The organism is Winogradskyella sp. R77965, assembly GCF_044594915.1.
Taxonomy (GTDB): Bacteria; Bacteroidota; Bacteroidia; order Flavobacteriales; family Flavobacteriaceae; genus Winogradskyella.
On record NZ_CP138990.1, the window covers coordinates 3,546,220 to 3,571,635 of the forward strand.

General features: G+C 33.4%; 21 protein-coding genes. 16 read left to right on the forward strand and 5 right to left on the reverse strand.

All coding sequences use genetic code 11. The features are described from left to right. Positions 1-19 precede the first annotated feature (19 nt). The 3 genes from SJY34_RS15885 to SJY34_RS15895 are packed head-to-tail and all read left to right on the forward strand — an operon-like array spanning position 20 to position 2,887. Positions 20-763 carry a head GIN domain-containing protein gene (locus SJY34_RS15885; RefSeq protein WP_400077346.1) on the forward strand — a complete coding sequence of 248 codons (744 nt, stop codon included), beginning with the start codon at positions 20-22 and terminating at the stop codon, positions 761-763. A gap of 14 nt (positions 764-777) precedes the next feature. Continuing rightward, on the forward strand, positions 778-1,455 hold the full coding sequence (locus SJY34_RS15890) for an ABC transporter ATP-binding protein (protein ID WP_400077348.1): 678 nt from the start codon (positions 778-780) through the stop codon (positions 1,453-1,455). Positions 1,456-1,465: 10 nt separating this feature from the next. Continuing rightward, positions 1,466-2,887, forward strand: a complete 1,422-nt coding sequence (locus SJY34_RS15895) for a TolC family protein (RefSeq protein ID WP_400077350.1) — start codon at positions 1,466-1,468, stop codon at positions 2,885-2,887. On the opposite strand, the gene SJY34_RS15900 is transcribed toward SJY34_RS15895, so the two are convergent. The 5 genes from SJY34_RS15900 to msrB all read right to left on the reverse strand — a co-directional run bounded on the left by SJY34_RS15900 (position 2,884) and on the right by msrB (position 5,671). After that, positions 2,884-3,840, reverse strand: a complete 957-nt coding sequence (locus tag SJY34_RS15900) for an aldo/keto reductase (protein WP_400077352.1) — start codon at positions 3,838-3,840, stop codon at positions 2,884-2,886. The genes SJY34_RS15895 and SJY34_RS15900 overlap by 4 nt on opposite strands. A 45-nt stretch (positions 3,841-3,885) precedes the next feature. Continuing rightward, positions 3,886-4,371 (reverse strand): peptide-methionine (S)-S-oxide reductase, encoded by a 486-nt coding sequence (locus SJY34_RS15905; RefSeq protein ID WP_400077354.1) that lies wholly within the window; start codon positions 4,369-4,371, stop codon positions 3,886-3,888. Then, entirely contained in the window at positions 4,350-4,604 is a 255-nt protein-coding gene (locus SJY34_RS15910) for a glutaredoxin family protein (protein ID WP_400077356.1), read from the reverse strand. Before SJY34_RS15910 ends, SJY34_RS15905 begins: the two co-directional genes overlap by 22 nt. Positions 4,605-4,673: 69 nt before the next feature. Next, positions 4,674-5,219 (reverse strand): peptide-methionine (S)-S-oxide reductase MsrA, encoded by a 546-nt coding sequence (gene msrA, locus SJY34_RS15915; protein ID WP_400077358.1) that lies wholly within the window; start codon positions 5,217-5,219, stop codon positions 4,674-4,676. Beyond that, positions 5,216-5,671 (reverse strand): peptide-methionine (R)-S-oxide reductase MsrB, encoded by a 456-nt coding sequence (gene msrB / locus SJY34_RS15920; RefSeq protein WP_400077360.1) that lies wholly within the window; start codon positions 5,669-5,671, stop codon positions 5,216-5,218. Before msrB ends, msrA begins: the two co-directional genes overlap by 4 nt. 441 nt (positions 5,672-6,112) lie before the next feature. Here msrB and SJY34_RS15925 point away from each other — a divergent pair, with 441 nt between their 5' ends. The 13 genes from SJY34_RS15925 to SJY34_RS15985 all read left to right on the forward strand — a co-directional run bounded on the left by SJY34_RS15925 (position 6,113) and on the right by SJY34_RS15985 (position 25,416). After that, the gene (locus tag SJY34_RS15925) at positions 6,113-8,437 is read left to right on the forward strand and encodes a chondroitinase-B domain-containing protein (RefSeq protein WP_400077362.1); all 2,325 of its coding nucleotides are present in this window, start codon (positions 6,113-6,115) and stop codon (positions 8,435-8,437) included. 5 nt (positions 8,438-8,442) lie between these two features. Further along, positions 8,443-9,444, forward strand: coding sequence for a sugar kinase (locus tag SJY34_RS15930; protein ID WP_400077364.1), 1,002 nt, complete (start codon positions 8,443-8,445; stop codon positions 9,442-9,444). A gap of 74 nt (positions 9,445-9,518) precedes the next feature. Further along, positions 9,519-10,574, forward strand: coding sequence for a polysaccharide lyase family 7 protein (locus SJY34_RS15935; RefSeq protein WP_400077365.1), 1,056 nt, complete (start codon positions 9,519-9,521; stop codon positions 10,572-10,574). Between the two features lie 3 nt (positions 10,575-10,577). Then, complete coding sequence (gene gndA, locus SJY34_RS15940) at positions 10,578-12,461, forward strand: NADP-dependent phosphogluconate dehydrogenase (RefSeq protein WP_400077367.1); 1,884 nt, start codon at positions 10,578-10,580, stop codon at positions 12,459-12,461. 152 nt (positions 12,462-12,613) lie between these two features. Continuing rightward, positions 12,614-13,906 (forward strand): Nramp family divalent metal transporter, encoded by a 1,293-nt coding sequence (locus SJY34_RS15945; RefSeq protein ID WP_400077369.1) that lies wholly within the window; start codon positions 12,614-12,616, stop codon positions 13,904-13,906. Positions 13,907-13,945: 39 nt separating this feature from the next. Beyond that, positions 13,946-15,061, forward strand: a complete 1,116-nt coding sequence (locus SJY34_RS15950; RefSeq protein ID WP_400077371.1) for a polysaccharide lyase family 7 protein — start codon at positions 13,946-13,948, stop codon at positions 15,059-15,061. A 12-nt stretch (positions 15,062-15,073) separates the two neighbouring features. Then, complete coding sequence (locus tag SJY34_RS15955) at positions 15,074-15,841, forward strand: SDR family NAD(P)-dependent oxidoreductase (protein ID WP_400077372.1); 768 nt, start codon at positions 15,074-15,076, stop codon at positions 15,839-15,841. A 162-nt stretch (positions 15,842-16,003) separates the two neighbouring features. Beyond that, positions 16,004-18,265 (forward strand): alginate lyase family protein, encoded by a 2,262-nt coding sequence (locus SJY34_RS15960; RefSeq protein WP_400077374.1) that lies wholly within the window; start codon positions 16,004-16,006, stop codon positions 18,263-18,265. Positions 18,266-18,286: 21 nt separating this feature from the next. Next, positions 18,287-18,664: a cupin domain-containing protein gene (locus SJY34_RS15965; protein WP_400077376.1), complete on the forward strand. Its 378-nt coding sequence runs from the start codon at positions 18,287-18,289 to the stop codon at positions 18,662-18,664. Between the two features lie 296 nt (positions 18,665-18,960). Beyond that, the gene (locus SJY34_RS15970) at positions 18,961-22,044 is read left to right on the forward strand and encodes a SusC/RagA family TonB-linked outer membrane protein (protein ID WP_400077378.1); all 3,084 of its coding nucleotides are present in this window, start codon (positions 18,961-18,963) and stop codon (positions 22,042-22,044) included. 20 nt (positions 22,045-22,064) lie between these two features. Beyond that, positions 22,065-23,492, forward strand: coding sequence for a RagB/SusD family nutrient uptake outer membrane protein (locus tag SJY34_RS15975; protein WP_400077380.1), 1,428 nt, complete (start codon positions 22,065-22,067; stop codon positions 23,490-23,492). A 39-nt stretch (positions 23,493-23,531) separates the two neighbouring features. Then, positions 23,532-24,515 carry a PKD domain-containing protein gene (locus tag SJY34_RS15980; RefSeq protein ID WP_400077382.1) on the forward strand — a complete coding sequence of 328 codons (984 nt, stop codon included), beginning with the start codon at positions 23,532-23,534 and terminating at the stop codon, positions 24,513-24,515. A 187-nt stretch (positions 24,516-24,702) separates the two neighbouring features. Further along, positions 24,703-25,416 (forward strand): FadR/GntR family transcriptional regulator, encoded by a 714-nt coding sequence (locus SJY34_RS15985; protein WP_400077384.1) that lies wholly within the window; start codon positions 24,703-24,705, stop codon positions 25,414-25,416.

The following is a 25,416-nucleotide window of genomic DNA, read 5'->3' on the forward strand; positions in this document are numbered from 1 at the left end:
TAATCAAAATATTAGAAACATGAAAAATTTAAAAAGCATCATAATAGTAGTTACGATTTGCATAGGTCAAATCATATTAGCGCAATCAAAAAAAACAGTTGAATCTTTTAATAAAGTCATTATTAGTCCACATATCGAAACCACTTTTGTTAAAGGTGATGAAGAATCTGTAACCATTTTAGAAAATACGGAGTCAGATGATAAAGTAAATATTGATGTAAATGGAGGGACATTACGTGTGTACCTTGATGATGCAAAAACCACAACCAAACATGAAAAAGTGGTTAAGAATGGTGTAAAAATGAATGTGCCAATTTATAAGGGAAAAGTACTTACTATTAGAGTAATGTATAAAAGTATAGATAATTTATCCTTAAGAGGAGAACAGGTTACAGTTTGTGAAAGTTTAATAGATGTAGAGAATTTCAAACTCAAAATTTATGGCGAATCTCAGGTGACTTTAAATCATATTGATTTAAAAGAATTTGATGTCGATGTGTATGGTGAAAGTCAGTTAACCATTAAAAAAGGTAAGACTGAGAATCAGCATATCACAGCTTATGGCGAAGGAGAAATCAATCTGGTAGATGTAGATAATAAAAATTCTAAACTCAAAGCGTATGGTGAAGCAGAGTTTAGAGTTCAATCATCAAAACATATCAAATTCACAGCCTATGGTGAAGCAGAATTGTATTATAAAGGAACAGCAGAAGTAAGTACTGGCTTAAGCTTTGGTGATTCAAAAATCAATAGAATAGACTAAAAAAATTAAAGAATATGGCAAATATATTATTAAGTCTTAACGAGGCAACCCGAACTGTTAATTCATGTAGTAATAAAGTTACACTATTAGATAATATTGACCTTCAAGTAAAAGAGGGTGAGTTTATTTCACTTATGGGACCCTCTGGCTCAGGCAAATCTACCTTGTTGAACTGTATAGGAATGTTAGATAATTTTACTGGTGGAGGATACACATTTTTAGGTGAGCCAGTGCATAGTATGAAAGAAAAAAGCAGATCTAAATTGTATAAAGAATATATAGGGTTTGTATTTCAAGCTTATCATCTTATCGATGAGCTAACGGTTTGGGAAAATATTGAAACACCATTACTCTATAAAAATGTAAAATCTTCTGAACGTAAAGCATTGGTTGCAGATATGTTAGATCGTTTTAATATCGTCGGTAAAAAAGACTTATTTCCGCAGCAACTTAGTGGAGGACAACAACAATTAGTAGGAATTGCTAGAGCATTGATTGGGAAACCAAAATTGATTTTGGCTGATGAACCAACAGGGAATCTTAACTCCAAACAGAGTACAGAAATCATGGAACTGTTTACAGAATTAAATAAGGAAGGAGTAACCATAATCCAAGCAACTCATTCAGAAAACAATGCGTCTTATGGTTCTAGAATTATAAATCTATTGGATGGCAAAATAGTCTCAGAATAAAAAGATAATCATGACACATAAACAAGTTTTATTAACCCTCTTAATAGTAATGGGTTGGTTAGGATACACTCAAGATTTAAATCAGAAAAGCTACTCATTAGAGGAATGCATATCAATTGCACTAGAGAATAATCTCGATCTAAAATCAGCAGATTTATTAGCAAATTCTGCAAGAGTCAGCCATCAGCAATCAAAAGCTAACATGTTACCTAGCATTAATGGTAACTTTAATCTTGGTGTAAATGATGGTCGAAGTATTGATCCGTTTACGAATGATTTTATAACTCAAGAATTGACATTTTCCAATATGGGTTTAAGTCTGGATATGACTGTTTTTAATGGATTTAGATTGTTAAATCAAGCCAAGCAGAACCGTTTAAACCGAAAGGCTTCAGAATTAGAAAAAGAAGCTGCTCAACAAGATTTAGTGTTGAATGTCACTTTGGCCTACTTGCAGGTTTTGAATAGTAAAGCCGTTTTAGACTTAACAAAACAACGTTATGAAACTACTAAAAAGCAATTAAAAATTCAAGAAGATTTTTATGAAAACGAATCCGGAAATCCTGCAGATTATGCAGATATACTGGGCCAAATTGCAAATGATGAAACCAGTGTCCTAAATTCCGAATCTAACTTTAATAATGCAAAATTAACACTTGTAAGGCTGTTGAATCTTCAGGAAACTATCGACATTGAAGCAGAATCCATTTTATTAGATTTCGAAAAATACAATCTATCAGCAGAAGCCGTTTATAATGAAGCGCTTCAAAATTTAGCGACATTTAAGGCCAATGAATTGCGTATTGAAGCAGCTAAAAAAGGGGTAAGCGTAGCGAAATCTCAATTTACACCTCAAGTATCTATATTCGGTGGTGTTAATACCAATTACTCAAGTGCGGCGCAATTATTTAACTCAACGGGCTCAAGTCTTATGGAAACTGGAGATTTTGTCACTGTTGATGGACAAGATTTACCAGTAATCACAGAACAAACTAATTTTGTAGCTGAGTCCATTGGTTATGAAGACCAACTAGATAATAATTTGAATACTGTAGTTGGTCTAGCCGTAAATGTACCATTGTTTAATGGCTTTAGAGCTAAGAATAATGTAGCTTTAGAAAAGATTAGGGTAGAGGAGTCTATTTTAGAATTAGAGCGGACACATTTAGATATTAAGAATGCAATTGCTCAAGTGCATTTTGATATGGAAGCGGTTTATAATCGTTGTCAAAGTTTACTAAAACAAGTTGAGGCTTATGAAGAGTCCTATCGCATAAATGAAATAAGGTTTAACAATGGTGTTTCTAACTTCTTAAATTATGTCACGAGCAAGAACAATTTAGATAATGCAAAAGTCAATTTAACTAATGCCAGATATGAATATTTGTTAAGAGTTAAAGTTTTAGATTATTACAGAGGTATAGCAAATTAATTCCATTCTAAGTTACTTCTTTCCTGCCAATAGTGTTCTGATGATACTGCAAATGATTTTAGTATAGAGATTTCATCAGAATGCAATTCAAATTCTAATGATTTTAAATTTTGTTTTAAATGTTCTGTATTCGAAGCACCACTGAGTAAAAGAGTTGGTTCTAAATCATCCATAACAAAACGCAATGCAATAGCATCTGTACCAACGTTATAATTGTTTGCTAAAGTTTCTAAGTAGTTGTAAATAGGTTCGTAATTTTTAAACTGAGGATGTCGAAAAACCCTTCCATTGGCTAAGGCCTCTTTGATGATTACGGTCTTTCCATTTGACAATAATTGTTTTAAAATGGTATAACACGATTGCTCAAAAATATTGAAAGTGACTTGGTAACTATCAAATAAGTCTTTACCATCAAAAACAATATTTTGTGCTGTTTCTATAATTTCAATTTGTTCTGTTCCGCTTGATGATAAACCAACTTTTAAACCATATTTTTCCTTTAATTCGTGCAACCGAGATAAAACATCAGTATTATTTAAAACACCACTATCTAAAGTTGCAGAATGAATTTGGTAGATTTTTAAATTAGGCAAAAAGGCTTTAGAAATTTCCCATTGCTCATTCAGTTTAGATAATGAGTGTTCTTTAATTTCATGTTTTCCAGAAAATCCAATTTCCCAATTGGCAACGTAGGTATAACCAAATTTTGTTGAGAGGTTGACATCCTTATGTTGTCTGGATGTATTCCAGTCTAATAAAAATTGTTCACCTAAGCCATAGGATGGAGCCACATCAAAATCCCGAACACCGAGTGCGTAGCTTTCATCTAAAACATTAAAAGTATTTGCTTTAAAGCTTTCAACAGATTTATCGATATTAGTGTTTGATCTAATATTAATATAATCTGGTCGACCCAGAGCAGCTAAACCTAATCCAATTCTAGTTTCACTCATTTATTTCAAGGTTTTTAGAGTTTATTTGAAATGATATACTCATCATTAAACATGATTCGAAAATTTTTCTAAAATAAGTTCCAATTTAGGGTTTATAAACCGCTCACAAAAAGGCTTTTCAGGATTTTTTCGATAGTAATTCTGAATTGCTTCACGAGAAGCTTTAAATTTTGAAAAAGGATAAACTTTAGTAATCAGTTTGTTTTCAAATTCAGATTGAAAATCGTTCAATAATCGTTCAGCTTCTTTTCGTTGTTCTTTCGAATAGGTGTAAATCGCAGAACGGTATTTGTTCCGCATAGAATGTGCAGAGGTGCTCTTGTGCGTGTGTAAATGAATTTGGATCAAAGTTTGAAGTGAAATCAGATGAGCATTAAAGTGAACAATCACTGCCTCAGAAAACGAATTGTTTTCATCGATAGAGGATATGTAACCTTGCTCAACATGTTCAACACCCTTTAAAGATTGAAAAACAGCTTCAGTACACCAATGACAACCACCACCTAATGCTATTTTAATTTGTTTAGCCATTTTAGTAATTCTCTTTCAGAAGGGTTTCTTAATTTCTTTTCTCCTATTGTAATTGTTGGAAAATTGAGCTTTCTGTTTTCATAGAGGCCTCTCAATTCCACTGCAAAGTCTTCATTCGTTTCTACATCTAAAAACTGATATTTAAGATTTAGATTTTCTAAAAAAGTTTTATAGTATCTGGTTTTATGGCAACGCTCTGTACCATAAAGTTTTATTCTAGTAGTGCTTAACATTCTGTAAAGTTATTCAACTAAAGAAATACCTAAAGCAACCTTTTTTAAAGATACTTTAGGTATTGATAATTAGGCGCTTTTTAATTTATCAGCATGTAACTTACGAAGCTTCATAAGCTTTGGTGTAATAACAAAACTACAATACCCTTGGGCTTGATTATTTTTATAATAATCTTGATGCTCTTTTTCAGCTTCATAAAAGATCTGTGCTTTCGAAATTTCTGTAACTATTAGGTCTTCATAATAGACACCTAGTTCTTTAACTACAATTTCGGCAACTTCCTTTTGTTTGTCATCATTATAATAAATTACCGAGCGATATTGTGTGCCACGATCTGCTCCTTGTCTATTAAGTGTTGTAGGATCGTGTGTTGTCATAAAAATGACTAGAATATCTTCATAGGAAATTACATTAGCATCGAAAGTAATTTGCACGACTTCAGCATGACCTGTTAAGCCAGAACAGATTTCTCGATAAGTTGGCCTACCAGGTACGCTTCCACCAGAATAACCAGAAACAACGTTTTCTACACCTTTTACTTCCTGAAATACAGCTTCTGTGCACCAGAAGCAACCACCTCCTACAGTGGCAATTTGTAAATTTTTAGTTGTCATTCGGTAGTCTCCTTATCTAAAGTCATAGATTCTGAATTAATACAATAGCGCAATCCGCTTGGCTCTGGTCCATCAGGGAATATATGTCCTAAATGCGCATCACAAGTATTGCACATTACCTCTACGCGCACCATTCCGAAAGATGAATCTTTTTCGTACTTAATAGCGTTTTCTTTAATAGGTTGTGTAAAGCTGGGCCAACCAGTGCCAGAACTAAACTTAATTGTAGAATCAAATAAAGGAGTGTCACAACAAATACAGTTGTACTTACCTTCATCATAGATACTACAAAGTGCTCCGCTATGGGCACGCTCTGTACCTTTTTGTCTTGTAATTCTAAATTGCTCTGGAGTTAATTGAGCGCTCCATTCAGCTTCTGTTTTTTCAACGCGTCTGTCTGGCGTTGGGTTTCCGTTTACGGAAAATTTGATAACATCTTTCCAAGTTAGCATACTTTGGTTTCCTTTCTTTCTGTAAATTAATATTTTATTAATTAGGTCAGAAACAACCTCCTATTGAAATTGACGAGATCAATGTAAATGAAGTTATTCGGTTTCTTTTCTAGTTAATAATATGCTTTTATAAAGATATGAATATAGTCGTTAAGTTTACAATTTTCTTACATATACAATAAAGTATAATATGTGAAGAATGGTTACTATATTTTTAAGTTCTTATTAATTATATGAGTTCTATGCTTAACTTTACGAGATACAGAATTATATAAAATATTTATTATAATATGAAAATTTAGTTTATTTTTGGTTAACCAGATTGGTTAACCAGATTAAAGTAAAGAATCAAATGACTCTAAAGCATCTTTTTTATTAACGAGAATTGCCGTACTGTTATTGAGTTAGAAGTAATACATTAAATATTAAAAGCATATATAAATGAAAAAATATCTATTAGCCATCGGATTATTAGTAATGTTTTTGTCTTGTGATGAGACATCAAAATCTAATACCAGTCAATTAATTTCTAACGCTGAAGAATTGGAGAAGGCCATAACAAATGCCGAACCAGGTGATAATATAGTTCTAAAAAATGGTGTTTGGAAAGATGTCCAAATCAAATTTAGAGGAAAGGGCACAAAGGATAATCCCATAACCTTAAAAGCAGAAACGGCTGGTGAAGTTTCTATCGAAGGGCAATCGTATTTAAAATTTGGAGGAGAGTATTTAGTGGTAGATGGGTTACATTTTAAAAACGGTTTTTCACCATCAAATGCAGTAGTAGACTTCAAAATAAGTCATAAAGATACACTAGATGAAATAGCAAACAATTGCAAATTCACCAACAGTGTTATTGAAGATTTTAATAAACCAAAACGCGATAACAGTGATTTGTGGGTTCAATTTTGGGGAAGACATAATGAGTTAAGCAATTGCTATATCGCAGGAAAAACAAATAGAGGACCAACTGTAAGAGTCAGTATTGAAGGTATAGAAAGTATTAATAACTATCATCAAATCATTAATAATCATTTTGGTCCTAGACCTGTAAAGGGTGGACCTAGTGGTGAAACGATTCAATTAGGTAATAGTTATACATCGATGTCGCCAAGTTATACCATGGTTGCTAATAATTTGTTCGAAGAATGTAATGGTGAGGTTGAGGTTATTTCTAGTAAGACAAATTTCAACGTGTTTAAAAATAATGTATTCTACAAGAGTGAAGGATCTTTAGTAACACGTCATGGAAATTATGTAACAGTTGACGGAAATTATTTCATAGGAGATGGCGTCAATGAAAACTATGGAGGAATTAGAATTATTAATACAGGACATTGGGTGGTCAATAACTATTTTTATGGACTAAAAGGTAAGAGCTTTAGAAGCCCATTAGCAGTAATGAATGGAATTCCAAAATCACCATTAAACCGTTATAACCAAGTGACTGATGTCGTTGTGGCTTATAATACGTATGTAAATTGTAGTTCACCATGGCAATTTGGTGTTGGTACAAACATAGCTCAAGCAGATGTGTTGCCACCATCCGAAATTCGCTCGGCAAGAGCTATTAGAACTACGGTTGCAAATAATATTATTTACAATGAAAAAGGATTAGAAAGTATTGTTGTTGAAAACGATAAAGCAGATGGTGTTACTTTTAAAAATAATATTGTAGATAACCAAGGTGTAAAATTTAAAGATTTTAATGGTGGAATTGTTGAAGCCTCGTTAGATCCGAAAAAACTAACTGACAACATTTATATTCCAACAGGAATACCTGATGATTTTGAAGCATATAGTGGCTTCGATTTTAATACTATTGAAACCGATTTACTAGGTGTTTCTAGAAAAGACAGCAAAAGTATTGGTGCAATAATAGGCAAAGACGTTTCTGACCCAAATATTTTAGACAAATCTAAATATGGAACCACTTGGTTTTCAAATGAAATTGAAGCTAAAGAACCTGTAACTCATACTGTAACTAAAGCAGAAGAATTGCAAACTAAAATTAATGAGGCAGAAAATGGGGATATTATCGCTTTAGCAGAAGGAGTCTATAATGTAAACAATTCTCTAGTAATTAATAAGGCATTGACTATTCAATCTGAAGGAAAAGCAGAGCTAGTGTTTTCAGGAGCATCAAACACACCATTGTTTTCATTGCAACCTAAAGGAAAACTAGCAGTAAACTTTCTAAATTTAAAAGGGAACAACACGAACTACGCGTTTGCAAGTTTAAAAGAAAACATGTCTAATCATTTTGGATTAACGGTTTCAAATTCAACAATAAAGGATTTTAATTATGTGTTAAAAGCCTTTAAAGAATCGTTTGCAGAACGTGTTACTTTTGAAAACACATCTATTTCAAACTGCGAAAACGGAATCGAATTATCGGAAGAAACAAACGATAAAGGAGATTATAATACAGAGTATTTAACCATAAATAACTGTAATTTCAATAACGTTAAAGCCAATGTTATAGATTATTATAGAGGTGGTTATGATGAGTCTACCATTGGTGGAAACCTTTTAGTAACTAATAGCACATTTGCCAATTGCGGAGCTAACGAGAAAAACAAAAGGCTATTAAATCACAATGGAATTGTAAATGTAAATATTACCAAAAACACATTTAAAAATAACCCAGTTCAGTTTGTATCTATTTTATGGGGAGCAAAGAATAATGTAGAGTCTGAAAACACCTTAACTAATTCTGGAAAAATAAAAACAGAAGAAAATTTAGTAATGAAGTTAATGTATTAGAAACTATGGTTAAGAAATTGATAACATTTGGTGAAGTAATGATGCGTTTATCGCCTCCAGGCTATGAAAAATTTTCACAGGCGTCTTCGTTTGAACTTGTTTATGGAGGAGGTGAGGCAAATGTTGGTATTTCGTGTGCTTACTTGGGAATGAAAGCTGCTCACGTCACTCGTTTTCCTGATAATGCCCTAGGAAAAGCGGCTACCCAATTTTTAAGAAAACATTGGTTAAGCACTGAACATGTTATTTATGGTGATGATATGATGGGCAAGTATTTTCTCGAAAAAGGTGCCGTGCATAGATCTAGTGAAGTCATTTATGAAAGAGAAGGTTCTGCATTTTCCTTGATAGAACCATCAATGATAGATTGGGAAGACGTACTCAAAGATGCCGATTGGTTCCATTGGACAGGTATAACGCCTGCCATTTCAAAAGGAGCTGCTAGATGTTGCTTAGACGCCATTAAAACAGCGAACAGATTAGGAATAACAGTATCTGGCGATATTAATTCGAGAGATAATATGTGGAAGTACGGCATGACCATGCAAGATGTAATACCTGATTTAGTTAGGCATAGCGATGTAGTTATAACGAGTAGTCGTGGTATACGTGAAATGTTTTCCATAGGAGAATTAGAAGATAAATTTCAGGATTTAGCTAAACAACTGATAGACCGTTTTCCTAATGTCAAAAAAGTAGTTAAAAAAACGAGAAGGATAATGAGTGCTTCTCACCATCAAATTCAAGGAAAAATGTGGAATGGGCAAGATTACATCAAATCCGATATGCTAAACATTACCCATATTATAGACCGCGTTGGGACAGGAGATGCATTTGCTGCAGGTTTAATCTATGGGTTACTACATTATGATGATCAGCAGGCTATAGAATTTGCCTCAGCAGCTTGTGCCTTGAAGCATACTGTTCCAGGCGATGTAAACACGGTTTCTCTTGAAAACGTAGAGAGCTTATTGCAAAGTGATACTGCCGGAGCAATAAAAAGATAGTTTAAGAAAAAGTACTATTGATAAATAGTTGACTTAAGTTTTTCATTTCAAGATAATTCAAAATTGAACTAAGTATGAATATAAAAAATTTTAATAGTATGGGTCAACTTTTACTAGTTGGTTTTGTATTAATAATCACGGTTTTTTCATGTAAAAATAATTCAGAAGGAGAATCAAATATATCTGAAAAAAGCGAAGAAAAAAACCAAGTTAAATATCCTAGTGATGTGATCCCATTCATGGATAAATGGAAAATCCTTTTAGGAGATGGGACGCGTTCTGATAGTTTGGTTAATTTTCAAAAAGAGGACTTCTTTTATGTAGAAAGTGATGATACTGGAGATTGGGTAGTATATAAAACACCAAATTCTGGAGTGACCTCTAGAACGTCTAGCAACACAAGAACCGAATTAGGTGAAAAAAGACATTGGATTCCTGAAGAAGGCGGAAAATTAACAGGAACATTAAAGGTGCAACATGTGTCTACGACAGGTGATGCAACAGCTGCTTCTTCTTACTCTGTTGTCATTGGTCAAATCCACAGTGACGAAGGTCACGAAAATGAACCCTTAAAAATCTATTACAAAAAATTCCCTGGACACACAAAAGGATCAGTATTTTGGAATTACGAAATCAACACAGAAGGGGATAATATTGGAAGATTTGATTATTCTACAGCAGTTTGGGGACATGATTTCTCCGTGGTTGGAACAGATGCAATGACTTATCCTGCAGAGCCAGAAAATGGTATTGCTTTAGGAGAAGAGTTTAGTTATGAAGTCAATGTTTACAAAGGTATAATGTATCTAACTTTTACTAGCGAAGGACATGAAACTATAAAATTCACAAAAAGCTTAATTAAATCAGAATTTGCGACAAGGTCAGCTATTCCAGAACAAGTAAAAAAAATATATGCAAATAGAGAGAAGGGTGGAGGAGTTGAACGTGAAATCGCCTATGCAGGTGAAATAAATTATTTTAAACAAGGTGCTTACAATCAAGCCAATAATAAAAGTACCAAGTCAGAAATTTATGGAGGTGATATAGGTAAACAATACGCCAATGGAAGTTATGCTGAGGTTTGGTTTAAAGAAGCGACGGTGGGTGAATCTACTGCACCAAAACAATAAATATTGAAAAAAGTAATCTTCATAATAGGCGTCTCAGGAAGTGGAAAAAGTACCATTGGTAAAATGCTTGCAGACGATTTAAATATTCCTTTTTTTGATGGTGATGACTTTCATTCTGAAGGTAACATTATAAAAATGTCTAGTGGAAAACCTTTAAATGATAAAGATAGACAGGGTTGGTTAGAGACTTTAAATGAATTGGCAAAAAAACAACTCAAAGAAACTAGTTGTGTTATTGTGTGCTCAGCGTTAAAGCAAAAGTATCGCGATACCTTAAGTTTAGGTATTGAAAATCAAACAAAATGGGTGCATTTATCTGGATCATTCAATCAAATTTTTGAAAGATTGAATAGTAGAAAAGGTCATTTTATGCCTTCCGAATTACTTCAATCTCAATTTAATACGCTCGAAGAACCAAAAAACGCTATTACAATTGATATAAGTTTAAACCCTAAAGAAATTATAGACCAAGTGAAAAATCAATTAGAACATAAATCAGAGTTTGGGTTATTTGGACTCGGAGTTATGGGAAAAAGCCTATGTAGAAACTTAGCTAATAACGGATTTAAAATTTCCATGTTCAATCGACATGTTGATGAAGTTGAAGAGAATGTTGCTAAAAATTTCAAGGCTGAATTTTCAGAATTGACTGAAGCCAAAGCATTTGATGATATTTCAGCTTTTGTAAATTCTTTACAGCAACCTAGACGCATCATGTTAATGGTTAATGCAGGCAAAACCATTGATTATGTGATTGAAGATTTGCTACCACATTTATCTGAAAATGATATTTTAATAGATGGCGGAAATTCAAACTACAAAAAAACAAAAGAGCGAAATGAATACTTAAAAACAAAAGGTATCCATTTTATTGGCACCGGAGTTTCTGGGGGTGAAGAAGGTGCACTAAAAGGACCATCCATAATGCCAAGCGGTAATGAAGAGGCATACAAAATGGTAGCGCCTTTTTTGGAAAAAATAGCGGCTAAAGATAAAAACAGTTTGCCGTGTTGTACTTATGTTGGTCCAGAAGGCAGTGGTCATTTTATAAAAATGGTACATAATGGTGTAGAGTATGTAGAGATGCAATTATTGGCTGAAGTTGCTACTATTTTGAAAGCTACAGGTCAAAACCCTGATGCTATTTCTTGTACTTTAGAGTCTTGGAAAGATACGGCTAGTAGTTACTTGTTAGAAATAACAACAGACATTTTTAAGAAGAAAGAAGGAGATGATTGGCTCGTAAATAAAATTTTAGATAAAGCAGGAAATAAAGGTACAGGTAATTGGACAACCATAGCATCAGCTGAGTTTGGAGTGCCAAGCACCTTGATTGCTTCAGCGTTATTTTCAAGATACGTGTCTTTTTACAAAGACGAAAGGATTCTATTAAGTAAGAATTTTGAAAAGCAGAGTAATTCAGAATTAAATAGCACAACAAGCGAAGTTTTGGAGGCTTATCAATTTGCTAGAATTATTAACCATTATCAAGGCTTTAAATTGATTGTTGAAGCGTCTAATAAATTGGATTGGAATTTAAATATAAGTGAAATCGCAAGGATTTGGACTAACGGTTGCATCATTAGATCTACCTTAATGGAAGATTTAGTTGAAGTATTCAAAGAGACTAACAACATCTTAACTAATGCTGAGTTGATAGAGAAATTAAATCAATATAAACCTTCAGCAAAAAAAGTGATTTTGCAATGTGTTCTTAATGAGTTAACAACACCTGCTTTAAGTGAAGCGCTTCAGTTTTTAAACGGAATTACAACTGAGTATGCATCTGCAAATGTTATACAAGCACAACGCGATTATTTTGGGGCACACACGTATCGAAGATTAGATGATCCATCAGGGAAAAGTCATCATACCAACTGGAATTGATACAAAAAAAAGAATGTCACCTCGAGCATTATTGAGAAAGTGAAATATTTTTCACTTCGAAGATAGCTAGCAACGCTAGTCGAGAGGTCTTTAAAAAAAACAAAATTAGGTCTCGACTGCGCTCGACCAGACAATACAAAACCAACTATAATATGGAAGCTACCACACCTAAAAAGTCATTTCTAAAAAAACTCATAGCCATTGTTTTAGGTTTCGGACCTGGAATATTTGCAATTGGTTACACCATTGGTACAGGTAGTGTAACGTCAATGATAAAAGCCGGAAGTGCTTATGGTATGCAGCTAACTTGGGTGCTTTTATTAAGTTGCTTATTCTCTGGAATTTTAATGTTTGTTTATGGAAATTACACACTGATTACTGGAGAAACAGCGCTTTTTAGTTTTAAAAAATATTTAAAAGGAGGTAAAATAATTGCAATCTTAATTATTATTGGAATTTCTTTCGGCCAATGGGGTTCGCTTATGGGAATCTTAACCATTTCTTCCAATATGCTTTATGAAATATTCGCTATATATTTTGAAGGACTTAAAGCGTATGAATACGAAACAGTTTTAGCTATTGCTGTTTTAATTGTTGGTATTTTTTATGCCTTAATGCTAGTCGGGAAATATACATTTTTCGAGAAAGTATTAGTCATTTTCGTTACGTTTATGGGATTGTCTTTTATTGTGTCTTTATTTTTTGTACACCCATTACCATCAGAAGTTTTAGAAGGATTAATTCCTTACATTCCAGAATCTAAAGATTCACAAGTGTCAGGAAAAATGATGGTCGCAGCATTTGTGGGAACTACAATGGCAGCAGCGACATTTTTATCTAGACCTTTATTTGTAAAAGGGAAAAATTGGACTATTAATGATTTAGGGAAACAGCGCAAAGATTCAATAACTGCAGCAATATTGGTGTTTATTATTAGTGGTGCTATTATGGCTGTGGCTAGTGGTGCATTATATCACCAAGGAACACCAGTATATAACGTTTTAGATATGGCAAAACCACTAGAGCCTATTGCGGGAAGTTTTGCAGTAGCAGTTTTCTTTTTTGGAACATTAAGTGCAGGTTTGTCTTCTATTTTTCCTTGTTTATTAATTGCACCGCTTTTAGTAGCAGATTATCAATCCGGGACTTTAGACACAAGTTCTAAACAGTTTCGAGTAATTACTGCAATTGCTTGTTTCGTGGCTCTAATCGGACCAGCATTTTTTGGAGGTAAACCTATCGTGGTTCAAATATTGTCTCAAGTTTTTAATGTGTTTGTATTGCCACTTGTGGTGTTAAGCATCATATTATTGGTAAACAATAAAAAGTTAATGAAAGGCTATAAAACGAGTCTTTTGGTAAATATTGGGTTGTGTGCAGCATTATTTTTCTCTTGTGTAATATCTTATACAGGTGTTGTTGGGTTAATGGCTAAATACTTTTAATAGTAAAGAAATAAAATATATAACTTAAAATAAGCCATCATGAATATAAAGAGTATCAAATCTATAATTAGCATTTTCACATTAGCACTGTTCCTTGGATTTTATGGCTGTAAAAATGACTCAAAAGAATCAAACGAGTCTTCAGCTACAAAAGAAACTGAAAATCAAAAACCACTATACGCAAGTGATGTTATTCCGTTTTTTGACAATTTTAAATTGATTTTAGGAAATGGATTAAACGTGGGAAAACCAATTGATTTTGAAAGCAAAGATTTCTTTTACACCAAAACAGATAATGATGGAGATTGGGTTGTTTTTAAGGCGCCAAATGCAGGAAGTACTCATGGCACTTCAAACAATACCAGAACAGAATTAGGACAAACAAAAAAATGGTATCCTAAAACCGCTAATGATAAAATGACAGCGACACTTAAAGTTATGAATGTCTCATCTACAGGAGATGCGCGCGTTGCAGCTTCACACTCTGTGGTTGTTGGGCAAATCCATAGTGCTGATAAGCATGAAAATGAACCGCTTAAAATATTTTACAAAAAATTCCCAGGTCATACCAAAGGTTCAGTCTTTTGGCATTATGAAATTAATACTTCTGGTGATGATAACTCTGGACGCTGGGATTTCTCTACAGCAGTTTGGGGAGATGACTTTTCTGTGGTAGGTGATACAGAAAACACATATCCAGAAGAACCTAAAGACGGTATTACGTTAGGTGAAGAATTTAGTTACGAAATTAAAGTTAAGGATGGTATTATGAATTTAAAATTTATGAGCGAAGGACATCCGACAAAAACATTTACTAAAAATTTGATAGAGTCAGAGTATACAACAAAAGCAGATATCCCAGAACAAACGCAAAAGCTATTTGTACCTATTGGTCAAGATGGAGTAGAACGAGAAAAAGCGTATGCAGGTGAAGGCTGTTTCTTTAAACTTGGTGCTTATAACCAAACCAATGGGAAATCACCGAAGATAAATAGAAATTGGTGTTCTGGTGCAGAGACGCATGACGGAGATATAGCAAAACAATATGAAGATGGAAACTATGCTGAAGTGTGGTTTAAAACCGGAACTATCACTGTAAGTGAAACTGCGGTTTCTAATGAAGGCTATTTTAGTAAAAATGATAAAGTAAAATAAATTATTGAGACTATGATGAATAATAAATTAACTGGGAAAAATGTACTCATCACAGCTGGTGCCCAAGGTATTGGTGAAGCGATTACAAGACACTTTATAGATAGTGGAGCCAATGTCGCCATTCACTATTTTTCTAGCGCAGATACTGCAAATACATTGGTTGATTATACAACTGGCAAAGGACAAAATGCAATTGCAATTAAAGGTGATTTAACAAAAGAAGCAGACGCCAATACTGTTGTAGAAGAAACCGTAGAAGCATTAGGCGGATTAGACATCGTTATAAACAACGCAGGATCTTTAGTAGCACGTAAATTACTAGATGAGTTAGACGCAGATTTTTGGCATAAAGTAATGGATATCAATATGACCTCTATGCAATTTGTAACGCGAGCTGCAGTGCCATATTTAGCGAAAAATAATAATAGTAGTATTGTTAATTTAGCATCTCTTGCAGGACGTAAAGGAGGTCATCCAGGATCTTTAGTTTATGCCACTAGTAAAGGTGCAATCTTAACTTACACACGTGCACTTTCAACCGAAATTGGATCAAAAGGCATACGAGTAAATGCGGTTGCACCTGGTTTAATTTTGGGAACTTCGTTTCATAACACGCATACCACAAAAGAAGCGGCTGCAAAAACAATTGAAGGAATTCCTATCAATCGTGCAGGAAATGCAGATGATGTTGCAAGAGCAGTTTTATATCTAGCTTCAGAATATGATGGCTTCATAACTGGTGCTACTTTAGATATTAACGGAGGAGTATATAATATGTAATCCTGAATTTAATTTTTATAATTCAACGATTATTGTATATTTGGTAAACCAGATTGGTAAACCAATTTATCGTGAGACTAGTTACTATTTTTTCAAAGTTCTTTTCTGATATAAAAAAGAATATTAAGAAAAGATTTCTTTCAATTTTCTAATTTTATAAGAATGAATAAAAAACTTAAAATACGTTCAATAATATTTACATTAATATGCATTGTCTTGTCTTGCAAAGAAGAGTCTGTTACTAAAACAGATACTACTTCTCAATCAGAACACCCAAAATTAATTTTAACCGCTCAAGGTGTAAAGGATATTAGAGCACAATTAGGTGAAATTCCAATTTTTGATAATACGCTACAAAAAGTAAAAGAAGAAATTGACGCCGAAATTGCTTCTGGAATAGAAGTGCCAATACCTAAAGATTATTCTGGTGGTTATACACATTCAAGGCACAAGCGTAATTGGTTCGCATTGCAAAAAGCAGGAGTCTTATATCAAATTTTGGACGATGAGAAATATGCCAAGTATGTAAAAGATATGTTGATGCAATATGAAGCATTATATAAAACCTTACCATTACATCCTAAGACAAGATCCTATGCAAGAGGAAAATTATTCTGGCAATGTTTAAACGATTCTAATTGGTTGGTGTATGTAAGCCAGGCGTACGATTGTATCTATAATTATTTAACCGAAGAAGAACGTAATAAACTTGAAACAAATTTATTTAGACCATTCGCAGATCATATTTCTGTTGACAGTCCTCAGTTTTACCAACGTGTTCACAATCATAGCACTTGGGGAAATGCTGCAGTAGGTATGATTGGTTTAGTAATGGATGACAAAGAATTAATTGATCGTGCATTATACGGAATTAAAGATTTACAATTAGATACCAAGGCAAAAGATGATGATGGTGGATTTTTGAACAAAGACGGAAAAGCAGGCTTTTTAGCAAATATAGAAGAGCCTTTTTCGCCAGACGGTTATTATAACGAAGGTCCTTATTACCAGCGTTATGCAGGATATCCTTTCTTGATATTTGCAGAAGGTTTGCATAATGTAAAACCAGAATTAAAGATTTTTGAATATAAAAATGGAGTGCTTTTAAAATCTATAAATGCATTATTAAACTTATCAGATGCAGATGGTGATTTTTTTCCGCTTAACGATGGTCAAAAAGGCATGTCTTATTATAATAATGCTTTAGTTACTGCTGTAAATATTTCTTATCATTATGGAGAACAAGATCCTGGATTACTAGGTATAGCCGAAAAACAAGATCAAGTTTTATTAGACGATTCTGGTTTGGCAGTTGCACTTGGTATTAAAGACGGAAAAACGGAGCCGTTTGAAAAGAAATCTATTAATTTATCTGATGGACCAAATGGCAAGCAAGGTGGTGTTGGGATTTTAAGAGACGAAGATTTAGAGTTGGTTTTTAAGTACGCAGCACAAGGCTCTAGTCATGGTCATTACGATAAACTGTCGTATTCGTTATATGAAAACGGAGAAGAGGTGATTCAGGATTACGGATTGTCCCGCTTTGTAAATATCGAACAAAAAGGTGGCGGAAATTATTTAAAAGAAAACAAAACTTGGGCAAAACAAACCATTGCTCATAATACAGTGACCCAAAATGAAACCTCTCATTTTAAAGGGAAGTATGAAATAGGAAGTCAGCATCATTCAGACTTACATTATTTTTCTTCTGAAAATGAAAACATCCAAGTGGTTAGTGCAAGAGAAACAAATGCCTATCCTGGAACCGAGATGTTGCGCACGATGGCTATTATAAAAGATGACGATTTCGAAAAACCATATCTCTTGGATATCATGAAAGTGACTTCGGCTACAGCCAACCAATACGATTTTCCGTTTTACTATTTCGGTCAGGTATTGCAAACTAATTTTGAGTACAATACGCCACAAATCTTAAAACCTTTAGGAAGTAAAAATGGATATCAACATTTGTTTGTAGAAGGTTCTGGAAAAGCTAAAGATGAAAACACCAAGTTTTCTTGGATGAATAACTATAAGTTTTATTCATTAACGACAGGAGCCAATGCCAATGATGAATTGTTGTTTACTAGAATAGGAGCAAACGATCCTGAATTTAATTTAAGGAGAGATCCAGCATTAATACTGAGACGAAAAAATACTAAGAATACTATTTTTGTTTCAACCATTGAATCACATGGTAGTTATAGTCCAATTTCAGAATCTGCACTAAATTCAAAAAGTAGTATAAAAGCTTTAAAAGTGGTTTTAGATACAGAAGACTATACCGCAATATCAATAACTAATATAAATGGCAAGACTAAACTATTTATAACAGCAAATACCAACGCTTCTAAAGAAGCAAGTCACAACATAAAAATCAATGATAATAATTACCAATGGACAGGTTCTTATTATTTTAAATAAAAACAGATAAATTAAAACAAGATGAAACGATTTAGCGAAAAGTACATTGTTACAAAAGATATGGAATGGGAAGAACTTGGTGGAGGAGTATCAAGAAAATTTTTAGGCTATGATAACCAAATTATGATGGTAAGAGTAAAATTTGAAAAAGGAGCATTAGGTTCACCACACCAGCACTTCCACACGCAAGCCACCTATTGTGTTTCGGGTAAGTTTGAATTTGAAATTGATGGTGTGAAACAAATAGTTGAAGCTGGTGATGGCGTATATATTGAACCAAATTTATTACATAGTGCAGTTTGCTTGGAAGAAGGAGAGTTAATTGACACATTTAGTCCTGTAAGAGAAGATTTCTTAACTGGTGATGGACCATCTTATTTTGGTGATAAACAGTCATGAAAATGCTGTACGTGAGCACTTTATGGAATAGTATTAGGCTTTTTATATGTTTAGTGATTTCCTATTTAACTTAAACAATTATCATTTTCACATATTTAGTATAATAAAATATAGAAATTAACAAAATTTTACATATATTTGGTTGACCAGATTGGTCAACCAATTTTTTTTGTTCAATTCAATTTTAGGTATAAAATAGTCCATAAACAACAATCGCATTTGGATTCCTATTTTATTTACTGGAAATTGTACTAAAGGTTACTAATCTAAAACTAAATTCAAACTAATTAATTATTATGAAATTAAAAATTAAATCGACCTTAGTCTTGTTTCTTTTAATGTGCTTTTCATTAAGTGCTCAAGAAGCTAAGACAATTCAAGGGCAGGTGGTTTCTAAGGTAGATGGTTTACCAGTACCAGGTGTAAACATTTTATTAGTAGGCACCACCACAGGGACTAGCACAGATTTTGATGGAAATTATCAAATTCAGGCAAAAAAAGGTGATATCCTACAATTCTCTTATTTGGGTTTTGCAACCCAACTAATAACTGTTGGTGACAATACATCAATTAATGTCACTCTCGTTGAAGATGCTAATACTTTAGATGAGATTGTTGTTGTTGGTTATGGTACACAAAAAAGAAAGAATCTTACGGGTGCAATTTCTAAGGTTAAAAATGAGAACTTAGACAAAATTGCTGTTGCCAGAGTAGATGATGCACTTGTCGGTCAGGTGTCTGGTGTTAATATTCAGGCTACTGAAGGTGAGGCAGGTTCCGCACCAACAATTAGAATAAGAGGTACAGGTTCAATTACAAGTGAGGCCGGACCTTTAATTGTTGTTGATGGTATTGCTGTAGATTCAGATTTCTTAGGTAATTTAGATATGAATGATGTTGAATCTTTTGATGTATTGAAAGATGCATCTTCTGGTGCTATTTATGGTGCTCGTGGTGGTAATGGTGTCATTATTATTACAACCAAAAATGGTAAAGAAGGAAAGACAAAATTTACCTATAACACATTTACAGGGTTCAAAGAAGGTCTGCAAAACGAGGACATGTATTTTTCAGTCAGAGATTGGGCAGATCAAGAATTGGCAGCTACAGGGGCATTATCTGACAAAACTCAATATAAACTATTGATTGGTGTAGACCAAGATTGGCAAGATATTATCATTGATGGTGGTACTATAGAAAGCCATTCGTTTGCTGCAAGAGGAGGAAGTCAAAGGACTAAGTTTAGTGCATCTTTAAATTATTTGCATGATGAAGGTGTTTTACTTACTGATGATTTTAAACGTTACAGTATGAGGTTAAAAGTAGACTCAAGAGTTGGTGATGATATTAGAATTGGAGCCAATATATCCCCATCGTATTCTGGTCGTCGAAGATTCGATGGTTCTACTCACGATATTTTAAGACAACCACCATGGTTACCTTTATATCATGATGCTAATACAATTAGATTTGTAGATAGAGATGTTTATCCAGATGTAGAAGTAGGAGATTATGCTGTTCAAAGACATTTTGATAATTACGATCTTTTTGATGATGGGGGCGAAACAGATATTAGTACTACGAGTAATACGAATCCAGGAGCTAAAGTTTTAGAGCGTGATAGAAACGATTACAAATTTAAATTATTTGGAAGTTTTTACGGACAATATGAAATTACGGATGGTTTAAAATTTAAAACGACAATCGGTGGTGATTATTCGCATACAAGAAGAGATAGATGGCAAGGTGTAGAAGCAAGTCGTAATGGTGTTGCAGCAACCCAATTAGATATTTCAAACTTTAAAAGAGTGCATATTGTTTCAGATAATGTATTTACATATGATAAAGTATTCGGAAATCACGATTTAAATGTTGTTGCTGGTTTTTCAGCAGAGAAGTGGGATTATGAACTTGAGGCTGCAACAGGTATAGGTTATACCTCTGATTTGGTTCAAACTTTAAGTGGTGCGAATACAATTTCTGAGGCGCTTTCAGAAGAGTACAAAGAGAGGTTGTTATCTTATTTTGGGCGTGTTAACTATGCTTACGATGATAAATATTTATTATCTCTAAGCGCAAGACGAGATGGATATTCAGCTTTTGGTAAAGATTCTAAATGGGGATTTTTCCCAGCAGCATCTGCAGGTTGGATAATGACAAATGAAGAGTTCTTAGATGATAGTAAATTCTTAAACTTCCTTAAATTAAGGTTTAGTTATGGAGTTACTGGTAATAATGATTTTGATATTGGTTCTGGTGATTTTAGAAACCAAATTAATAGCTATCCTTATTTATCTTTGATTGGTGCATCATCAGCAGTTTTCAATAATTCTATTATCAATGGTTTTAATCCATTGAATATTGCTAACAGTGAATTAGGCTGGGAGAGATCAGTAGAAATCAATCCAGCTATTGATTTTGGCTTTTTTAATAATAGAGTATCAGGATCAGTAGATTATTACAAACGTACAAGTGAAGATTTATTATTAGATGTTCCGGTTTCTGTAACAACAGGTTTTCCAAATGCATTAGCTAATAGAGGGAAAGTAGAAAACAGAGGATGGGAATTTGAACTTAGAACAAAAAATATTGCGAAGCCAAACTTTCAATGGAATAGCACATTTATCGCTGCTAGAAATGAAAATGAGTTACTCGATTTTGCAGAGTCTAACGGTTTAATAACAAATGTAGATACAAAACGTGCTGCAGAATGGATAAATTTAGTTGGTAACCCAATTTCATCTTTTTATGGATGGGTTGTAGATAGAGAAATACCTGCAGAATATATTGCTAGACCATGGGAACGTATAGGGCAAACTAATAGAGAGGTGTTTGTAAAAGATCTTAATGGTGATGGAGTTATTGATGATGATGATAAAACAATTTTAGGTAATCCATATCCAGACTTGGTATGGAGTGTAACTAATGAATTTAAAATTGGTAATTTTGATATGAGTTTCTTATTTCAAGGAAGTCATGGTGCAGAAATTAGAAATATTGGTGATCAATATATATTCCGTCATTTTGGTTCTTCGTCTGTCGCAGATGGAGATGCAGCTGTAGCTGACGGATTAATTGGGAATACTGGATTTGTAAAAGAAAAAATATTTACAGATGACATTATAAAAGATGCATCTTACATATCGTTACGAACCGTTAGTTTAGGATATAATTTTCCAGAAGATCTACTTTCAGATCTGTTCTTAACTAACGCTCGAGTTTATATTACAGGCCAGAATCTACTCTATTTTTGGGCAGATGAATATGCAGGTTTAAATCCAAAGTCTATAAATGATACAAGTCCTATAAATTATGGATACCAACGTGTAGGTTCACCAATTAATCAAACAATATCGTTAGGACTTAACGTTAATTTTTAACAAGTAAAAAAACAGGAATTATGAAAAATATAAAGTATATAAAATTTCTTTTCTTATTCGCCATCTTTTTTGCGTGTGAAGATTTTTTAGAGCCAGCACCAACATCGGTGGTAAGTAGTGCAGATTTCTTTACCAATGAAGATCAACTACTAGCGGCGATTGCTAATATGTATGATGGATTACAAGGAGCTAATGATACAAGTTCTAACTCTAATCATGCAACACAGATAGAATTCTACGTTACTGAGATGCGTAGTGATAATACGAGATCTAAAAGTGGAGAAGGTGAAGCTGCTCAGTTTGATGATTTTAATGTACAACCTACAAATGGTTTGGTGGCAGATCATTATAGAAGTTTCTTTAATGTTATTTTTAGAGCTAATACAGTATTAGCTAATTTGGGTGTTGCATCTGAAGAAAATAGACCAAAATTTGAAGCAGAAGCTAAATTTATTCGTGCCTATGTGTATTTCAACCTTGTAAGGTTATATGGAGATTTACCGCTTGTAGATCGAGTTATTGGAATAGATGATGTTGAAATATCTTATATAAGAAGACCGACTGCTGATATTTATGACTTAATTGTTAGCGATCTTTTAGATGGTGTGGCAAACTTAGATAATAGTAATGGTAGAAACAGGGCTTCAAAAGCTGCGGCTCAAGCCTTATTAGCTAAGGTTTATCTAACTCAAGGACAAAACTACTTGGATGCACAAATCCTTTTGGAGGATGTTATGGCTAGTGGGTATATGTTAGAACCTAATTATGAGGATGTGTTTTTTAATGAAGATAACAGTGAAGTGATATTTGCAATCGGTTATCAGTCTGGTCAAGCCCAGGATAGTCAAAATTTTTCTGCAGAATGGCTTAATGGAGTTGGTAGAACAGTAGGCGTAAATTATGTTACTGATGATGCAAAAGCTGTAATGTTAGAAAGCGCCGGAGATATTAGAGCTGATGTATCAATGCGTACGGACTTAATACAACCAACTCAAACACAGGTAACTAAATATTTGCCAGATGGAGATTCAGGTGGAGATGACGGTAAAACATTTACATTTGATGCTAGATTAGCTGGTAATGACTGGATAGTACTTAGACATGCAGATGTATTATTAATGCATGTAGAGGCTATTATGGCTGGTGGACAGGAGACTAATTCGGCAGCAGCATTAAGTTCTTTTCAAGCCGTTAGAGATAGAGCGGGTTTAACAGATGCAGTAACTAATGTTACTAAAGACGAATTATTATTAGAAAGGAGAGTGGAGCTTGCTTTTGAAAATCAGAGATTATATGATTTAAAGAGATTTGGTAAAGCGATTGAAATATTGGGTGCTTTTGCTTTGGCTAATGGTACAAATTTTAGTTCTAATGACTTATTACTGCCGTTTCCTGAGAGTGAGATAGGTTTAAGTAATGGACTTTTGAACCAAAACCCAGGATATTAAAAAACTTTAAAAGAAAAATTAATTTAATAAACAGAAATTATGAAAAACATAATTTATAAAATGATGGCAGTGTTATTGATTTTCACAGTATCCTGTGAAGATTTAGAAAAATACAAATTGCCAGAAGCAAATTCAATACCAGATGAAACACCACCTGTAGCAAGCTTCTCAGCAATACAAGGTGAAGGCTTTGAAGTAGAAGAGTGGACATTGTATCAATTTACTAATGGATCTACTAGTGCTACAATGTACAACTGGAATTTTGGTGATGGTAATACATCTACAGATTTTGAACCTACTAATACTTTTCCAGGTGAAGGTACTTACACAGTATCATTAACTGTTAGTGATAATTTAGGTGTTTCTAGTACAATGACTCAAGATGTTGTAGTTGTAGAACCAGAGGCTCCAGCTGTTCCAGATCCAGTCATCGTCAATGGTGAGTTTGTAAAGCTACCTAAATCGTCAGGTTCTGATTGTGCATGTTCGGGTTGGATCAATAGAGATCTAGGTGAACAAGGTGAATCAAGTACAGCTAGCGGTCTTGATGTTGTTAAATTTGATAATAATGAACCAGATCATATTTACCAAGAATTTGAAGTTGTACCAAATGCTGATTATCTTGTCGAAACTTCAATAAGACATAGTACTACTGATGGTACATTACCAAGTTCTCTTGAAATAAGAATGCTGGCAGGTAGTGGTTATGAAGATGGGTATACACCAGTATATTATACGGATACAGTACTGATGCCACAAGGAAACTCTTCAACAGGATATTGGGGATATAGATCTATTGCGCAAGTTGAGAACCCTGATAATAACCTTAATGTCCTCGTTTTGGATAATCCAGGTAATGATGACTATAATAATGTAGTATTTAGTTTCAATTCTGGAGCTAATGATAGTGTTGTATTATTTATGAGAGGTATAGGTGGAGATTCATCTGGTAACTATGGCTATAATAGTGGTAACGAAGAAATACGGTCAGCTTATGTGACTATTACTGCTATTGAGAATTGATTTTTGCGAATTAAGAATAATTATTAAAAAAGTTTATTTGAGTTAGTCGCTTATTGAATTCTACTGTTCATTGTTGTATATGTAGAATTCTTTAAGCACTAATAACTAGTTATTCTTTTATTAGTTTTTGACACTGTTTATCTAAGTTAATAGTGTTGAATTTGTAACCATTTATAAAAGATAAAATATGAAATTAGAAATATTGGCTAAAAGAGATAGTTTAGATTTACAGTATGCTATAATTTCTAAAATAAGAGATTTAATAAATCATAAAAATCTAGAACCTGGTGATAAATTGCCTTCGGAAAGAATGTTATCCGAAAAATTTGGTGTAACGAGAAGTAATATAAGAGAGGCAATTCAAAAACTAGAATTTTATGGATTATTAGATTCTATTCCTCAAAGTGGAACTTTTGTAGCTAATATTGGAGTCATTGCATTAAATGGAATGATTGACGATATTCTGAGGTTAGAAGACCCAGATTTTAAATCTTTAGTTGAGACCAGAATCTTATTAGAACTTAAAACCGTTCGATTAGCATCACTAAGAAGAACAGAAGAAGATTTAAAAATAATAAAAGAAGCTCTTGATGCATATACGAAAAAAGTATTGGATGGTGAAGATGCAGTGCAAGAAGATTTGTTATTTCACTTGGCTATTGCCAAAGCTAGTGGCAATAGTACAATGAACACTTTTATGTTAATTATTACTCCAGAAATCATTACTAATTTCGAAAAATATCATGTATGTGACAAGAATCTTGCATACCAAGGTATTGAAGAGCATAATGAAATATATGATGCTATCAAGAATCAGAATCCCAAATTGGCAAAACAAAAAATGAAAGATCACTTTAGTGTGTTATATCAGTATTGTTATAATATTAAAGAATCATCTTAA

What these genes read in the sequence shown, in the direction of transcription:
- SJY34_RS15885 (WP_400077346.1), top strand. Translation starts at nt 20, where the DNA reads ATGAAAAATTTAAAAAGCATCATAATAGTAGTTACGATTTGCATAGGT.
- SJY34_RS15890 (WP_400077348.1), top strand. Translation starts at nt 778, where the DNA reads ATGGCAAATATATTATTAAGTCTTAACGAGGCAACCCGAACTGTTAAT.
- SJY34_RS15895 (WP_400077350.1), top strand. Translation starts at nt 1,466, where the DNA reads ATGACACATAAACAAGTTTTATTAACCCTCTTAATAGTAATGGGTTGG.
- SJY34_RS15900 (WP_400077352.1), bottom strand. Translation starts at nt 3,840, where the DNA reads ATGAGTGAAACTAGAATTGGATTAGGTTTAGCTGCTCTGGGTCGACCA.
- SJY34_RS15905 (WP_400077354.1), bottom strand. Translation starts at nt 4,371, where the DNA reads ATGGCTAAACAAATTAAAATAGCATTAGGTGGTGGTTGTCATTGGTGT.
- SJY34_RS15910 (WP_400077356.1), bottom strand. Translation starts at nt 4,604, where the DNA reads ATGTTAAGCACTACTAGAATAAAACTTTATGGTACAGAGCGTTGCCAT.
- msrA (WP_400077358.1), bottom strand. Translation starts at nt 5,219, where the DNA reads ATGACAACTAAAAATTTACAAATTGCCACTGTAGGAGGTGGTTGCTTC.
- msrB (WP_400077360.1), bottom strand. Translation starts at nt 5,671, where the DNA reads ATGCTAACTTGGAAAGATGTTATCAAATTTTCCGTAAACGGAAACCCA.
- SJY34_RS15925 (WP_400077362.1), top strand. Translation starts at nt 6,113, where the DNA reads ATGAAAAAATATCTATTAGCCATCGGATTATTAGTAATGTTTTTGTCT.
- SJY34_RS15930 (WP_400077364.1), top strand. Translation starts at nt 8,443, where the DNA reads ATGGTTAAGAAATTGATAACATTTGGTGAAGTAATGATGCGTTTATCG.
- SJY34_RS15935 (WP_400077365.1), top strand. Translation starts at nt 9,519, where the DNA reads ATGAATATAAAAAATTTTAATAGTATGGGTCAACTTTTACTAGTTGGT.
- SJY34_RS15945 (WP_400077369.1), top strand. Translation starts at nt 12,614, where the DNA reads ATGGAAGCTACCACACCTAAAAAGTCATTTCTAAAAAAACTCATAGCC.
- SJY34_RS15950 (WP_400077371.1), top strand. Translation starts at nt 13,946, where the DNA reads ATGAATATAAAGAGTATCAAATCTATAATTAGCATTTTCACATTAGCA.
- SJY34_RS15955 (WP_400077372.1), top strand. Translation starts at nt 15,074, where the DNA reads ATGATGAATAATAAATTAACTGGGAAAAATGTACTCATCACAGCTGGT.
- SJY34_RS15960 (WP_400077374.1), top strand. Translation starts at nt 16,004, where the DNA reads ATGAATAAAAAACTTAAAATACGTTCAATAATATTTACATTAATATGC.
- SJY34_RS15965 (WP_400077376.1), top strand. Translation starts at nt 18,287, where the DNA reads ATGAAACGATTTAGCGAAAAGTACATTGTTACAAAAGATATGGAATGG.
- SJY34_RS15970 (WP_400077378.1), top strand. Translation starts at nt 18,961, where the DNA reads ATGAAATTAAAAATTAAATCGACCTTAGTCTTGTTTCTTTTAATGTGC.
- SJY34_RS15975 (WP_400077380.1), top strand. Translation starts at nt 22,065, where the DNA reads ATGAAAAATATAAAGTATATAAAATTTCTTTTCTTATTCGCCATCTTT.
- SJY34_RS15980 (WP_400077382.1), top strand. Translation starts at nt 23,532, where the DNA reads ATGAAAAACATAATTTATAAAATGATGGCAGTGTTATTGATTTTCACA.
- SJY34_RS15985 (WP_400077384.1), top strand. Translation starts at nt 24,703, where the DNA reads ATGAAATTAGAAATATTGGCTAAAAGAGATAGTTTAGATTTACAGTAT.